General features: G+C 61.1%; 13 protein-coding genes. 4 read left to right on the top strand and 9 right to left on the bottom strand.

Annotated elements, in window-relative coordinates:
• Positions 1 to 79: 79 nt before the first annotated feature.
• A complete protein-coding gene (locus tag ACQ4OE_RS21820; protein ID WP_430947884.1) occupies positions 80 to 796 on the top strand; it encodes an alpha/beta hydrolase in 717 nt (238 codons plus the stop codon).
• On the opposite strand, the gene ACQ4OE_RS21815 is transcribed toward ACQ4OE_RS21820, so the two are convergent.
• Together ACQ4OE_RS21815 and ACQ4OE_RS21810 are read right to left on the bottom strand one after the other, a co-directional pair.
• Positions 786 to 1,349 carry a hypothetical protein gene (locus tag ACQ4OE_RS21815; protein WP_430947883.1) on the bottom strand — a complete coding sequence of 188 codons (564 nt, stop codon included), beginning with the start codon at positions 1,347 to 1,349 and terminating at the stop codon, positions 786 to 788. The genes ACQ4OE_RS21820 and ACQ4OE_RS21815 overlap by 11 nt on opposite strands.
• An 81-nt stretch (positions 1,350 to 1,430) precedes the next feature.
• Positions 1,431 to 2,207 (bottom strand): hypothetical protein, encoded by a 777-nt coding sequence (locus ACQ4OE_RS21810; RefSeq protein ID WP_430947882.1) that lies wholly within the window; start codon positions 2,205 to 2,207, stop codon positions 1,431 to 1,433.
• A 146-nt stretch (positions 2,208 to 2,353) separates the two neighbouring features.
• Between ACQ4OE_RS21810 and ACQ4OE_RS21805 the strand changes: the two genes are divergently transcribed.
• Both ACQ4OE_RS21805 and ACQ4OE_RS21800 read left to right on the top strand, forming a co-directional pair.
• Positions 2,354 to 2,890 (top strand): chalcone isomerase family protein, encoded by a 537-nt coding sequence (locus ACQ4OE_RS21805; protein ID WP_430947881.1) that lies wholly within the window; start codon positions 2,354 to 2,356, stop codon positions 2,888 to 2,890.
• A gap of 72 nt (positions 2,891 to 2,962) precedes the next feature.
• A complete protein-coding gene (locus tag ACQ4OE_RS21800; protein WP_122594455.1) occupies positions 2,963 to 4,282 on the top strand; it encodes an Nramp family divalent metal transporter in 1,320 nt (439 codons plus the stop codon).
• Positions 4,283 to 4,460: 178 nt separating this feature from the next.
• On the opposite strand, the gene ACQ4OE_RS21795 is transcribed toward ACQ4OE_RS21800, so the two are convergent.
• The 3 genes from ACQ4OE_RS21795 to ACQ4OE_RS21785 are packed head-to-tail and all read right to left on the bottom strand — an operon-like array spanning position 4,461 to position 7,042.
• Positions 4,461 to 5,642: an acetyl-CoA C-acetyltransferase gene (locus ACQ4OE_RS21795; RefSeq protein WP_430947880.1), complete on the bottom strand. Its 1,182-nt coding sequence runs from the start codon at positions 5,640 to 5,642 to the stop codon at positions 4,461 to 4,463.
• 11 nt (positions 5,643 to 5,653) lie between these two features.
• On the bottom strand, positions 5,654 to 6,319 hold the full coding sequence (locus ACQ4OE_RS21790) for a CoA transferase subunit B (RefSeq protein WP_122594424.1): 666 nt from the start codon (positions 6,317 to 6,319) through the stop codon (positions 5,654 to 5,656).
• A gap of 24 nt (positions 6,320 to 6,343) precedes the next feature.
• On the bottom strand, positions 6,344 to 7,042 hold the full coding sequence (locus ACQ4OE_RS21785) for a CoA transferase subunit A (RefSeq protein WP_122594423.1): 699 nt from the start codon (positions 7,040 to 7,042) through the stop codon (positions 6,344 to 6,346).
• A gap of 285 nt (positions 7,043 to 7,327) precedes the next feature.
• Here ACQ4OE_RS21785 and ACQ4OE_RS21780 point away from each other — a divergent pair, with 285 nt between their 5' ends.
• Positions 7,328 to 8,224: a LysR family transcriptional regulator gene (locus tag ACQ4OE_RS21780; protein WP_430947879.1), complete on the top strand. Its 897-nt coding sequence runs from the start codon at positions 7,328 to 7,330 to the stop codon at positions 8,222 to 8,224.
• A gap of 120 nt (positions 8,225 to 8,344) precedes the next feature.
• On the opposite strand, the gene ACQ4OE_RS21775 is transcribed toward ACQ4OE_RS21780, so the two are convergent.
• The 4 genes from ACQ4OE_RS21775 to ACQ4OE_RS21760 form a co-directional block, all read right to left on the bottom strand.
• Positions 8,345 to 9,187 (bottom strand): NAD-dependent protein deacetylase, encoded by an 843-nt coding sequence (locus ACQ4OE_RS21775; RefSeq protein ID WP_430947878.1) that lies wholly within the window; start codon positions 9,185 to 9,187, stop codon positions 8,345 to 8,347.
• A 54-nt stretch (positions 9,188 to 9,241) separates the two neighbouring features.
• Positions 9,242 to 10,288, bottom strand: coding sequence for a class I SAM-dependent methyltransferase (locus ACQ4OE_RS21770; RefSeq protein ID WP_430947877.1), 1,047 nt, complete (start codon positions 10,286 to 10,288; stop codon positions 9,242 to 9,244).
• Positions 10,289 to 10,566: 278 nt separating this feature from the next.
• Positions 10,567 to 11,874 carry an ATP-binding protein gene (locus tag ACQ4OE_RS21765; RefSeq protein WP_430947876.1) on the bottom strand — a complete coding sequence of 436 codons (1,308 nt, stop codon included), beginning with the start codon at positions 11,872 to 11,874 and terminating at the stop codon, positions 10,567 to 10,569.
• A complete protein-coding gene (locus tag ACQ4OE_RS21760; protein WP_430947875.1) occupies positions 11,871 to 12,611 on the bottom strand; it encodes a response regulator in 741 nt (246 codons plus the stop codon). The genes ACQ4OE_RS21765 and ACQ4OE_RS21760 overlap by 4 nt, the downstream gene beginning before the upstream one ends.
• Positions 12,612 to 12,782: the final 171 nt, after the last annotated feature.

The raw sequence follows: 12,782 nt of genomic DNA, 5'->3' as shown, positions 1-12,782 counted from the left end.
AACATCACCACTGAATTTGGATCCTTGGCCCAGAGTGTTAGGCTCCCACTGAACCCGACCCTCTGAAAAGGAAGGCTCTATGTTGAAGGTCTTTGCCCTGTTGACCCTCTTGGCGTCCACGGCCGTCCACGCGCAAACCACACTGCAATCCGATCTGCCACTCAAGTACATCGAACAGGTTCACCCCGACGCCGGGCCGCGTCCGCTGGTGATTTTCCTGCACGGCTACGGCAGCAACGAAGCCGATCTGATCGGTATGAAATTTCAGCTGCCGGCGCAGTACAACTACCTTTCGGTGCAGGCACCGTTGGCGTTGGGCGAAGGACGCTACCAATGGTTTCGCAAAAAGGGCGAAGGTGCCTACAACGGCGAGACCGATGATCTGAAGGTCAGTGGCCAGAAGCTGCGCGAATTTATCGCCCAAGCCGCGCAGAAATATCACGCCAGCCCGGACAAGGTGTACCTGATCGGCTTCAGCCAGGGCGCGATGATGACCTACGAGGTGGGACTGCGACCGCCGGTGGCCGTTGGCGGCATCGCGGCGTTGAGCGGGCGTTTATTGCCGGTGTTGAAAGGTCAGCTCAAGGCTGAACAGCAACCGCTGCCGCTGAACATCTTCATTGGCCACGGCACCGCCGATGATCGCGTGCCGTATAAGGACGGCACCGAAGCCAAGGCATTGCTGGAAAAGCTCGATTACCAGCCGCGATTCCATGCCTATCCCGGCGTCGGCCACAGCATCAGTGCAGCCGAACTGCGGGATTTGAATGGCTGGTTGCAGCAGCTCAATCCTTGAGGATGGTTTTCACCAAGGCATCGTGACCCTTCTTGTCGCTGGCGCGGGAGATCACCTGAACCAGCGCCATTTTCGTTCCGGAGCCGGCCATCAACGTGGTGTTGAGCGTCTGGCCGCCGCCCTGGGTGGCGGTGCTGTCGACCTGACGCAGGCCAAGGCCGGTGCCTTTCTGGGTCAGACTTTTCTCAGTGAGCTTGTTGAAGTCCGGCAAGGCTTTGCCTTGGTCTTCGATAAAACTCGAGACGCTGCCGTCGAGGAATTCACCGTCGTTATCCTTGACGTGCTGGCCTTGAGGGATCTGGTTTTCGGCGGCGATGACCACGGTTTTCGTGGCCTCGTTGGTGTACATCGTGCCGGTGGCGCCACCCGGGCTGGCTGGCAATGGATTAGCCACAAAGCCTTTAGGCAGCGCGAATGTGAACTTGCCGCCGAGCAGCGAGACTTGCTCGTTGGTGGCTTTTTCCTTGGCCTTGGCAGCCTGAGCGTTGATGGCACCGAAACCGGCGACGGCCGCCAGCAACACGATGACGGCTTTCTTGCTCAACAATGACATTCGAATCTCCAAAAGGGTGGACGCGCTAGGCGGGCGATCATCCCATGCAGCGCGCGATCACTCCAGCGCGGTTCGTCAGGGTCAGTGGGCTTGCGGCTGTTTCGCCACCGGACGGGCCAGCAACTGGCGGGTCACCCCGAGCATGGCCACTGAAACGGCGACGCCCACTGCAAATCCGCTGAGTCCCATGGTCGGCAGGGTCAATGCCGAGACCAGGCAGAACGCCGAAAACGAATACATCCCCGTCGCGGTGGCCCGTAACAGTACGGCAGTAAATGCCGGGCCACGGGTCTGTTGAGAAAACACCGCCATCACGCTGCCGAGCACCGGGAACACCGCGAGCAGACCGCTCCAGCGTTCGCCGACGGTACTGGCGAGCATCGTTACCATCAGCGTCAGCGCGGCACCGGCGATCATTCGCCAGATCAGTTTGTCCGACTTCGGTGCCGGGCCGTTGAGCACCGGTTGCACCTTGGGAAACAGGTACGGCGAGGACAGCAGAGCAATCGCTGCAGCCGCGACCGAGAACGGCAATGACGGCGGAATCAACGACAGCACCAGCGCCAGCGCCGCCCACACCGCCATGGAGATCGTCAACGCCCACGGCCAGTTCGCTCGCTGCGCGACCTGCGCATAGGTGATGCAGAAGGCAATCATCGCGAACATCGCTGACAACGCCGCCACTGCCGACTGTGCGGCAAACGCCGGCCCCTGTTCGATCGCGAGGAAAAACAGAATCGGCCCGACCACCACCGGCAAGCCCGACAGCCACCCTGCCACGCTCGGCCCCCAGCGTTTGCCCGCGAGGGAAATCAGCAGCAGAAAACCGGGAATCAACAGCAATTTGAGGATCAGCACGCACAGGTCTCCGTCGAGTGGTGACGGCCACGTTAGCACTGTCGACCGTCGATTGCTGCGGATGCGTGCAAATATTGTATACAAAGTGCTTGCCGCGATAGCCGGCTATGCTCTGACTATCAGGGCTTGCCGGAGTCGATATCGCCATGAACAGAGCGCCAAAAGTGTTGCGAGGCTGTTGCGGCATTGGCCTGTGGGCGCTGCTGCTGACACCGACCTGGGCCAGTTGGCAGGACGCGGTGCCCGGCGCGCAGATCATCGGCGCCGGCGATTTCAGCGTGTTTGGCTTTGATGTGTACAACGCGCGGTTATGGAGCGCCGCCCGCCCGTTGGCCCAGGATCAGCCGTTCGCGCTGGAACTCATCTACCGCCGCAGCATCTCCCGCGAAGATCTGGTCGAGGCCAGCGTCGACGAAATCAAGCGCTTGCGCGGCGCCACGGTCAGCCCCGCGCAACTGGCGGGTTGGCAGACTCAGATGCAGCAATCGTTCGTCGATGTCCAGGCCGGGACGCGCATCACCGGGGTGTATCTGCCGGGGCAGGGCGCCCGGTTTTTTGTCGGGCAGCAGTTGCAGCACGAGATCGATGATCCGCAGTTTGCCCGGGCGTTTTTCGATATCTGGCTGGATCCGCGTACGCGCAGTCCCGAGTTGCGTGAGCAATTGTTGGGTGTGGGTCGATAGATTTTTTTGCTCTTCAACGCTCTGGCTGAAACCTCTAAGCTGCGTCTTTCCGACTTGTTTCTGGATGTGTGCGTGAAATTCAGTTTGCCCAAAATCGCCACCGCGCCGTTTTGTCCGCCGGAAGTGGCCGGCAGTGTCGCGGTTGATCCGAGTGCCCCGTTCTTCAAACGCGTGTTGCGATTCGCCGGCCCCGGTTTGCTGGTGTCGATCGGCTACATGGATCCGGGCAACTGGGCGACTGCCATCGAGGCCGGATCGCGTTTTGGCTACAGCCTGTTGTTCGTGGTGTTGCTGGCCAGTCTGGCCGGCATGGTCGTGCAGTGTTTGTGTTCGCGGCTGGGCATCGCCACGGGGCGCGATCTGGCGCAGTTGTCCCGCGAGCGCTACAGCACGCCGACTGCGCGCCTGCAGTGGGTGCTGGCGGAGATTTCGATCATCGCCACCGACCTTGCGGAAGTGCTCGGTTGTGCGCTGGCGTTTCACTTGCTGCTTGGTTGTTCGCTGACCTTCGGCATCGCCCTGACGGCGTTCGACACGCTGCTGGTGCTGGCGCTGCAGAATCGCGGGTTTCGCCGTCTCGAAGCGATCATGCTGGTGCTGGTCGCGACCATCGGCGTGTGCTTCTTCGTTGAGTTGGTGCTGATCAAACCTTATTGGCCGGACGTGTTCAGCGGTTTCAAACCCTCGCTGTCGGCGATCAGCGATGCCGCGCCGTTGTACCTGGCCATCGGCATACTGGGTGCGACGGTGATGCCGCATAACCTCTATCTGCACACCTCGATCGTGCAGACGCGGATGATCGGCAAGGATCTGGCGAGCAAGCAGGACGCGGTGAAACTGGCGCGCATCGACACCATCGGTTCGCTGGCGCTGGCGTTGCTGGTCAACGCGGCGATCCTGATTCTCGCGGCAGCGGCGTTTCATCAGTCCGGACACACCGACGTGGTCGACATTCAGGACGCCTATCACTTGCTCGATCCATTGGTCGGCGGCGCGTTGGCCAGTGTGTTGTTCGGCGTGGCGTTGCTCGCGTCGGGGCAGAGCTCAACGTTCACCGGGACCATTGCCGGGCAAGTCATCATGGAGGGCTATCTGAACTTGCGGATTCCATGTTGGCAGCGGCGCTTGATTACGCGCGGGCTGGCGCTGATTCCGGCGTTTATCGGCGTGTGGTTGATGGGCGATAACGCGGTGGGCAAATTGCTGGTGATGAGTCAGGTGGTGTTGAGTTTGCAGTTGCCGTTTGCGCTGTATCCGCTGATTCGCATGACCAATGACCACAAGCTGATGGGGCCGTTTGTGAATCGCTGGCCGACGCGGGTGTTGGCGTGGGGGTTGTTTGTGGTGATCAGTGGGGCGAATGCCTGGTTGATTTTGCAATTGGCTGGCTGACTGAAAAATTTGTGCTGGATGGACTGGCCCTTTCGCGAGCTTGCTCGCGAAGGGGCCTTCAAGACCAGCCTATAAAATCCAGACAAAAAAACACCCGGTGCAACGCAAGTCGCACCGGGTTTTTTGTTGCCAGCAATCAGCGGATGTCGTGGATCCGCCGCCTGCCGTGAACGCTTGTTTAGGCGCGTTCGAGCGCCAGCGCCACACCCTGACCGCCGCCGATGCACAGTGTCGCCAGACCTTTTTTCGCATCACGCTTGATCATTTCATGCAGCAGCGTGACCAGCACGCGGCAGCCCGATGCGCCGATCGGGTGGCCCAGGGCGATGGCGCCGCCGTTGACGTTGACCTTGGTCAGATCCCATTGCAGATCCTTGGCCACTGCCAGCGATTGCGCGGCGAAGGCTTCGTTGGCTTCGATCAGGTCGAGCTGGTCGATGTTCCAGCCGGCCTTGTCGAGGCAGCGACGAGTCGCCGAAACCGGGCCGATGCCCATGATCGCCGGGTCAACGCCCGCATTGGCGTAAGCGGCGATTTTTGCCAGCACCGGCAGGCCCAGGGCTTTGGCTTTTTCCGCGCTCATCAGAATCACAGCGGCGGCGCCATCGTTCAGGGACGAAGCATTGCCAGCGGTGACGCTGCCGTCCTTTTTGAACGCCGGACGCAGTTTCGCCAGCGATTCGGCGGTGGTGTCGCCGCGTGGCTGCTCGTCAACCTTGAACGCCACCGGATCGCCTTTGCGCTGCGGGATCAGGATCGGGGTGATCTCATCGACAAAGCGGCCTGCTTCAATCGCGGCGGCGGCTTTCTGCTGCGAGGCGGCGGCGAAGGCGTCTTGCTGTTCGCGGCTGATCTGGTATTTGTCGACGAGGTTCTCGGCAGTGATGCCCATGTGGTAATCGTTGAACGCATCCCACAGACCATCGCTGATCATGGTGTCGACGATTTGCGCGTGACCCATGCGCAGCCCAGTGCGGGCGCCCGGCATTACGTAGTTGGACAGGCTCATGTTTTCCTGGCCGCCGGCGATGATCACGTCAGCGTCGCCGCAACGGATCGCTTGCGCGCCGAGGTGCAGGGCTTTGAGGCCCGAACCACAGACCTTGTTCAGGGTCAGCGCTGGAACCGCGTGGGGGAGGCCGGCCTTGATTGCCGACTGCCGCGCCGGGTTCTGGCCAGCGCCGGCGGTCAACACTTGGCCCATGATCACTTCATCGACTTGCGCACCGTCCAGGCCGGTTTGTTCGAGTAACTGGCGGATCACCGCTGCGCCCAGATCGACGGCGGACACGCTGGCCAGAGAGCCCTGGAAACTGCCGATCGCGGTACGCGTGGCGGCAACAATTACGACGTCTTGCATTTTCGAATTCCTCACTGGGCAGCGAACTGCATTTCCGGTACGTGATCCGGGACGATCAGTTTACCAGCGGTTTTGGCGACGATTTCCTCAACGCTGACGCCAGGTGCGCGTTCCTTGAGGACAAAAGCGCCATTTTCGATTTCCAGATAGGCGAGGTCGGTCAGTACGCGCTTGATGCAGCCGGCGCCGGTCAGTGGCAGGCTGCATTTGGACAGCAGCTTGGACTCACCGTCCTTGGAGGCGTGGGTCATGATGACGATGATGTTGTCGGCGCCCGCCACCAAATCCATCGCGCCGCCCATGCCCTTGACCAGTTTGCCAGGGATCATCCACGACGCGATGTTGCCTTCGACGTCGACTTCGAACGCGCCAAGCACGGTCAGGTCGACGTGGCCGCCACGAATCATCGCGAAGGATTCGGCGGAGTTGAAAATCGACGCGCCGATGCGCGCGGTCACAGTCTGTTTGCCGGCGTTGATCATGTCGGCGTCTATGGTTTCTTCAGTCGGAAACGGGCCCATGCCGAGCAGGCCGTTTTCCGATTGCAGCATGACTTCCATGCCTTCGGGAATGTAGTTGGCGACCAGGGTCGGAATGCCGATGCCGAGGTTCACGTAAAAGCCGTCCTGCATTTCGCGGGCGACGCGCTGAGCCATTTGTTCGCGGGAAAGTGCCATGTTTTTATTCTCCGTCAGCCTGAATTATTTGCGGATGGTGCGCTGTTCGATGCGTTTTTCGAACGTGCCGCAAATGACCCGATCGACGTAGATGCCCGGGGTGTGGATCTGCGAGGGGTCGAGTTCGCCGGGTTCGACGATTTCTTCGACTTCAACCACGGTGATCTTGCCGGCCGTGGCGGCCAACGGGTTGAAGTTCTGTGCGGTGTGGCGGTAGATGACGTTGCCGAAGTGGTCGGCTTTCCAGCCTTTGACGATCGCGAAGTCACCGGTGATGGATTCTTCCATCAGGTACTTGCGACCCTTGAACTCACGCACTTCCTTGCCTTCGGCGACGGGAGTGCCGACTCCGGTGGCGGTGAAGAAGGCCGGAATGCCGGCGCCGCCCGCGCGCATTTTCTCGGCGAGAGTGCCTTGCGGGGTCAGGATGACTTCAATGTCGCCCTTGAGCAGTTGCTCTTCGAACAGCTTGTTTTCGCCGACGTAGGAGGCGATGACTTTGCTGATCTGACGATCGGTGAGCAGCACGCCAAGGCCAAAGCCATCGACGCCGCAGTTGTTGGAGACGACGGTGAGGTCGCGGGTGCCTTTGCGCTTGATCTCGGCGATCAGGTTTTCCGGAATGCCACACAGACCGAAGCCGCCGGCGATAACGGTCATGCCGTCCTCAAGCCCGGCCAGGGCTTCCTCGTAGGAATTCACGCGCTTGTCGAAACCTGCCATATGCACCTCTTTTATTATTTGCGGGCGGCTGGCTAGCCGAATGGTTGGAGTGTCGCGCTGAAGAATATATTTGTTAAGTTGATTTTTAAGGTTGATTGATAGATAAAACTCAATAGTTGCGTTATGGCGTGTTGATCGTTCCCACGCTCCGCGTGGTAATGCCTCTAGGGACGCTCCGCGTCCAGTGACGCGGAGCGTCACGGGCTGCATTCCCACGCAGAGCGTGGGAACGATCATCAGGCTTGCCGCTTAACGCTTGTAGCTTACAACTGGAGCGAAGCGACCATGACCATCAAACAGATTCGTGCTTTTCTCGCCGTCGCGCAAAGCTTGAGCTTCGCCGTGGCCTGCGAGCGGCTGCACCTGTCGCAGTCGGCGCTTAGCTTAACGATCAAGGCGTTGGAGGAGGGCTTGGGCGGGCGCCTGTTCAGCCGCAACACGCGCAACGTCGCACTGACCCCGGAAGGCGAATCGCTGTTGCCGCTGGCCCGACGCCTGATTGCTGACTGGGACAACGCCGAAGATGAAATGCGCCAGCGCTTCAGCCTGCAACGGGGGCGCGTGACGCTGGCGGCGATGCCGTCGTTTGCGGGTAATCTGCTGCCGCCGATCCTCAAGTCCTTTCGCGCGCGCTATCCGAACGTCAGCGTCACGGTCAACGACGTGATCAACGAACAAGTGCTGGAGATGGTCCGCGACCGTCAGGTGGAATTGGGTGTGGCGTTCGAGCCGATGCAAAGCACCTCGATGACATTTACGCCGTTGTACGTGGATCGCTTCGTCGCGGTGGTGCCCAAGGATTCACCGCTGGCAGTGCGCAACGAGATCGACTGGCTGACGTTGCTGCGCGAGCCCTTCATTACCTTGCAGCGTCCGTCGACGGTGCGGGTCATGCTTGAGGAACACTTGCAGGCGCGCGGGATGAAATTAGCCGTGGAGTTTGAAAGTCATCAACTGGCAACGGTGGGCAAGATGGTTGCCAGTGGCTTGGGGGTCAGCGCCGTGCCGGCGCTGTGTGCCGAGCAGATGCAGGAGTTGGGCGCCCATTGCCTGACCTTGAGCGATTCGGTGGAGCGGGCGATTGGCGTGCTGACTGAACCTGGCAATGAACTGTCGGCGGCGGCGCAGGCGTTGTTCGATATTCTCCAGCAGGAAAACCTTGCGGCTCGACTGTCTCCCTGACCTCAACACAATCGCCTGTGGGAGCGAGGCTGCTCGCGAAAGCGTTCTGCCAACGGGACATCTTCGTTGCAGATAAACCGCCTTCGCGAGCAGGCTCGCTCCCACGGGGTAGAGGTGTGTTCAGGATTGAAGGCGTTGTGTCAGCAAGGGCAGCAATTGCTCGCAGGACGCTTCAATCTTCAAATCCAGCAAGTCATCCGCCCGCGTCTTGCCGAGGTTGATCGCGATCAACGGCTTGCCACGATCCGCGATCACCCGGCACAAACGAAACGCCGAATACGCCATCAACGATGACCCCACTACTAGCATCCCAGCGGCGTTCGCCGCCGCGTGCATAGCCCGGGCGGCAGTCGGTGGTGCGACGTTCTCACCGAAAAACACCACATCGGGTTTCATCCGCTCGCCCGCGCAATACGGGCAGTGCGGCACCTGAAAGCGTGCCTCGAAGGCCGGGTCGAGGAGGGTATCGCCATCCGGTGCCTGCACCGCGTCGACCCCGGCCAGATACGGATTGTGCTGCTCCATCAGGCGCTGGATCGCATCGCGCTCACTGCGCTGACCGCAATCCAGACACAGCACCCGATGCAGGCTGCCGTGCAATTCGATCACGTCTTGGCTGCCGGCCTGGTCGTGGAGGGTGTCGACGTTTTGCGTGATCAAATGGCTGATCAGCCCATGGTTCTGCAAACTGGCCAGCGCCTCGTGCGCCGCGTTCGGTTGCGCCTGACGCACCCGCGGCCAGCCGAGCATGGCCCGCGCCCAGTAACGACGGCGCGACTCTGGAGCCGCGAGGAATTCCTGATACATCATCGGCTGCCGACCACGGCGGACACCGTCGCTGTCGCGGTAATCCGGGATGCCTGAGGGCGTGCTGATGCCAGCGCCGGTCAGTACCAGAAAATCGCCATTGGCCATCGCCTGATGCAGGGTGTCGAGGTGTGCGCGGGTCGGGCTGTCGAGCATGGTCGGCGCTCCGCAAGGGTCGGAGCCAGCAGGTTAGCACGCGGCCCGCGGCCGTTACTTGCGCGCCTCCAGAATCAGGTTGAACGGCGTTTGCGTGGCGCGGCGAAAGTGTTTGAAGCCCGCTTCCGTGAACACTTTGCGCAGGCGCAACTCACCGGCCTGCGCACCGAGGCCGAGGCCGACTTCCTGAGACAGCGAGTTCGGCGTGCAAATAAACGTCGATGCCGCGTAAAACAACCGTCCCACCGGGTTGATGTTGTCGTCGAGCGTGTCGTTGGCGAACGGTTCGACCAGCAACACTGTGCCGTCATCCTTCAGCGAGTCGTAGGCATGCCGCGCGGCGCCGACCGGGTCACCCATGTCGTGCAGACAGTCGAAATAGCAGATCAGATCGTAGTCATCGCCGGGATAGTTTTTCGCCGTGCCCTGAAAGAATGTCGCCCGTTTGTTAACGCCACCTTCTTCGGCGCGCTGGGTCGCCACGGTGATCGACGGCGCGTGGTAATCGAAGCCGATGAAGCTCGATCTGGGAAACGCCTGAGCCATGATCACCGTTGACGCACCATGGCCGCAGCCGACGTCGGCAACCTTGGCCCCGGCTTCCAGTTTTGCAACGACGCCGTCCAGCGCCGGCAGCCATTCGGCGATCAGGTGACCTTTGTAACCGGGGCGGAAAAACCGTTCGGTGCCAGTGAACATGCATGGATGGTGATCGCCCCAGGGCAGGGCGCCGTTGCCGCGCATGGCTTTGACCAGTTTGTCCTTGTCGTGGAAAAACGATGCCACCACCCCAAGACCACCAGCGACGTAGACCGGGGAATCTTCCACGGCCAGCGCGAGGGCCTGTTCCTCGGGCAAGCGGAACTCGCCGTCGCGGTGTTCCATGTAGCCGGACGCCGCATGGGCGCTGAGCCATTCGCGGACCAAACGGGGGTTGCAGGTGGTTTTCGCGGCGAGGGCTTCGGGGCTGATCGGTTGGCTGTCGGCCATGGCTCGATAGAGTCCGAGTTCTTCGCCGACGATGACATTGGCCAGCATCGCCGCGCCGCCCATGTCGTTGACCAGTTTGCCCATGAATTCGTTGAGTCGGGCCTCATCCATCACGTGTGCTCCTGAAACAGGATCACCGTCCGGCGGCGTTGAGGGTCGAGGCAGGCGCCACCGGCGGTGGTCACGGATATGGGCAGGGCACAGCAGGAGTCCTGCGTCCCCCTCGACTGGGTAATGACTGAGTTTAGCCCGACTCTGGCGGGCTGCAGGCTTTAACACTCTCCCCTGTGGGAGCGAGCCTGCTCGCGAAACCGGTGTGTCAGTGAAGCGAATGTTGCTGCCGGGACGCCTTCGCGACAGGCTCGCTCCCACAGGGAAATTGTTGTGATTCAGAAATGAAGGGGCAACTTGAGTTCAGCACACAACCCGCCACCTTCGCGGTTGCTGAGGGTCAGCGAGCCGCCAAGGGCCAAGGCCAGTTGCTGGGCGATTGCCAGGCCCAGTCCGGTTCCGCCGGTACTGCGGTTGCGCGAGTTTTCCACGCGGTAAAACGGTTCGATGACGCGGGCTAACTCTTCTTCGGCAATGCCCGGGCCGCGATCCATGACTTTTACGGACAGGCTGGCATCGTGGGCTTCAACCTCAAGATGCGCGGCGCCAGCGAACTTCAAGGCGTTGTCGGTCAGGTTCACCAGCACCCGACGCAAGGCCTGCGGACGGGTATGGATCACGGCGCGGCTTTTACCGCTGAGCAGCACGTTCTTGTCCATGTCCTGATAGTCAAACACCAGGCTGTCGAGAAATGCATCCATGTCGATGCGCCGACTCTCCTCGGTGGCCCCGTGGATGCTGCGCGCATAAGCCACGCCCTCGCGCACCAGATGCTCGATCTCGCCGAGGTCATTGCACAGTTTGTCCTTCTCCGCCGATTCATCCATGAATTCCGCGCGCAGTTTCATCCGCGTGATCGGCGTTTGCAGGTCGTGGGAAATCGCCGCCAGCAACTGCATGCGTTCCTTCAGGTACGCGGCAATGCGCGCCTGCATCGCATTGAACGCCCGCGCCGCGTAGGCCACTTCGCGCGGGCCTTGCTCGTCGAGATGGATCGGATGGGCGTTGGGATCGAGGGTTTCCACGGCGTTGGCGAGACGGCTCAGCGGACGCAGGGCGATGCGCACGGCCAGCCAGGTGCAGGCGATCAACAGCGCCAATTGCCCAAGCAGCACCACGGGCAACCACGGTGACAGCGGTGCCATCGCCGGGCGCACGTCGATGGTCACCGGGCTGCCGTCGCTCAAGCGCAGATGCCCCTGAAAGTGTCGCTTTGGCCCGGGAATGTCGCTGAAGGTCAGCGAGTAACGGTCGCCGAGCGCATCATTGATCGAGGTCACCGTCACCGGTGCATCGCTGAGGTTGATCGGTGTGCCGGTGTCACCCTCGTTCAGCAGATAGCCGTAATTGGTTCGGGCCAGACGCTTGAGCCAGTCGGGACGCTCGACGGCGGGCAAGCGATCGAGGATCGCGATGGACGTCGAAACATCGGTTTCGAGGGTGCCAAGCATGGTGTTTCTGGCGCTTTGGTAACGCTCGTAATACTGCGCGCCGAACGACAGCGCCTGGGCGAGGATCAGCCCGATCAGAAAAATCAGCGACAAGCGTGATGCCAGCGTTCGCGGCCACTGCAACCTGAAGCTCATGCCGACGCCTCAATGATCTCCACCGGCAGCGAAAACACGTAGCCTTCGCTGCGTACGGTCTTGATGCAGGCCGGTTCGCGGGCATCGTCGAGCAAGCGCTGGCGCAAGCGGCTGACCAGCAGATCAATCGACCGGTCGAACAGATCAGCCTCGCGGCCCTGGGTCAGATTGAGCAATTGATCGCGACTGAGCACCCGCTGCGGATGATCGAGAAATACCCGCAGCAGGCGATATTCGGCGCCGCTGAGCGCAACCAAAGTGCCGTCGCTGTCGAGCAGATGACGTGCTGAAGTGTCCAGTTGCCAGCGACCGAAGGCCAGCAACCGACCGGCCTCGGTGACCACCAGGTTGGGCGGCAACATGCGTGTACGGCGCAGCACGGCGTTGATCCGCGCGAGCAATTCACGGGCGGCAAAGGGCTTGGTCAGGTAATCGTCAGCGCCCATTTCCAGACCGATGATGCGGTCGGTTTCATCATTGCGCGCGGTGAGCATCAGCACCGGCGTGGCCTTGTGTTTGCCCACGCGCAATTCGCGACACAGCTGCAGGCCATCGTCGCCGGGCATCATGATGTCGAGCACGATCAGGTCGACGGTGTTGGCATCGAGAAAACTGCGCATCTGCCGGCCATCGGCGACCACCGTGGTGCGCAGGCCGTTTTTCTTCAGGTAATTGCCGACCAGCTCGCGGATCTCGCGGTCGTCGTCGACGATGAGAATGTGATCGACATGTTCCATCGGTTCAAGCCTCTGTCAGAAGGGGAGTGCCGTGCAGTCTATAGCGCCGTTAACCACACGCCTGCCTGCCTTTGTATTGCAGTGTATCTGGGCGAATAGCGGATACACACAGATGCAAAAACCAGCTGAATATGATCTTCGCTGACACAGGCACGATACCTCCCGAGCCTC

It is taken from the genome of Pseudomonas sp. WC2, from assembly GCF_050586545.1.
In the GTDB taxonomy this organism is placed as follows: domain Bacteria; phylum Pseudomonadota; class Gammaproteobacteria; order Pseudomonadales; family Pseudomonadaceae; genus Aquipseudomonas.
This window is presented reverse-complemented; position numbering and strand designations above follow the sequence as displayed.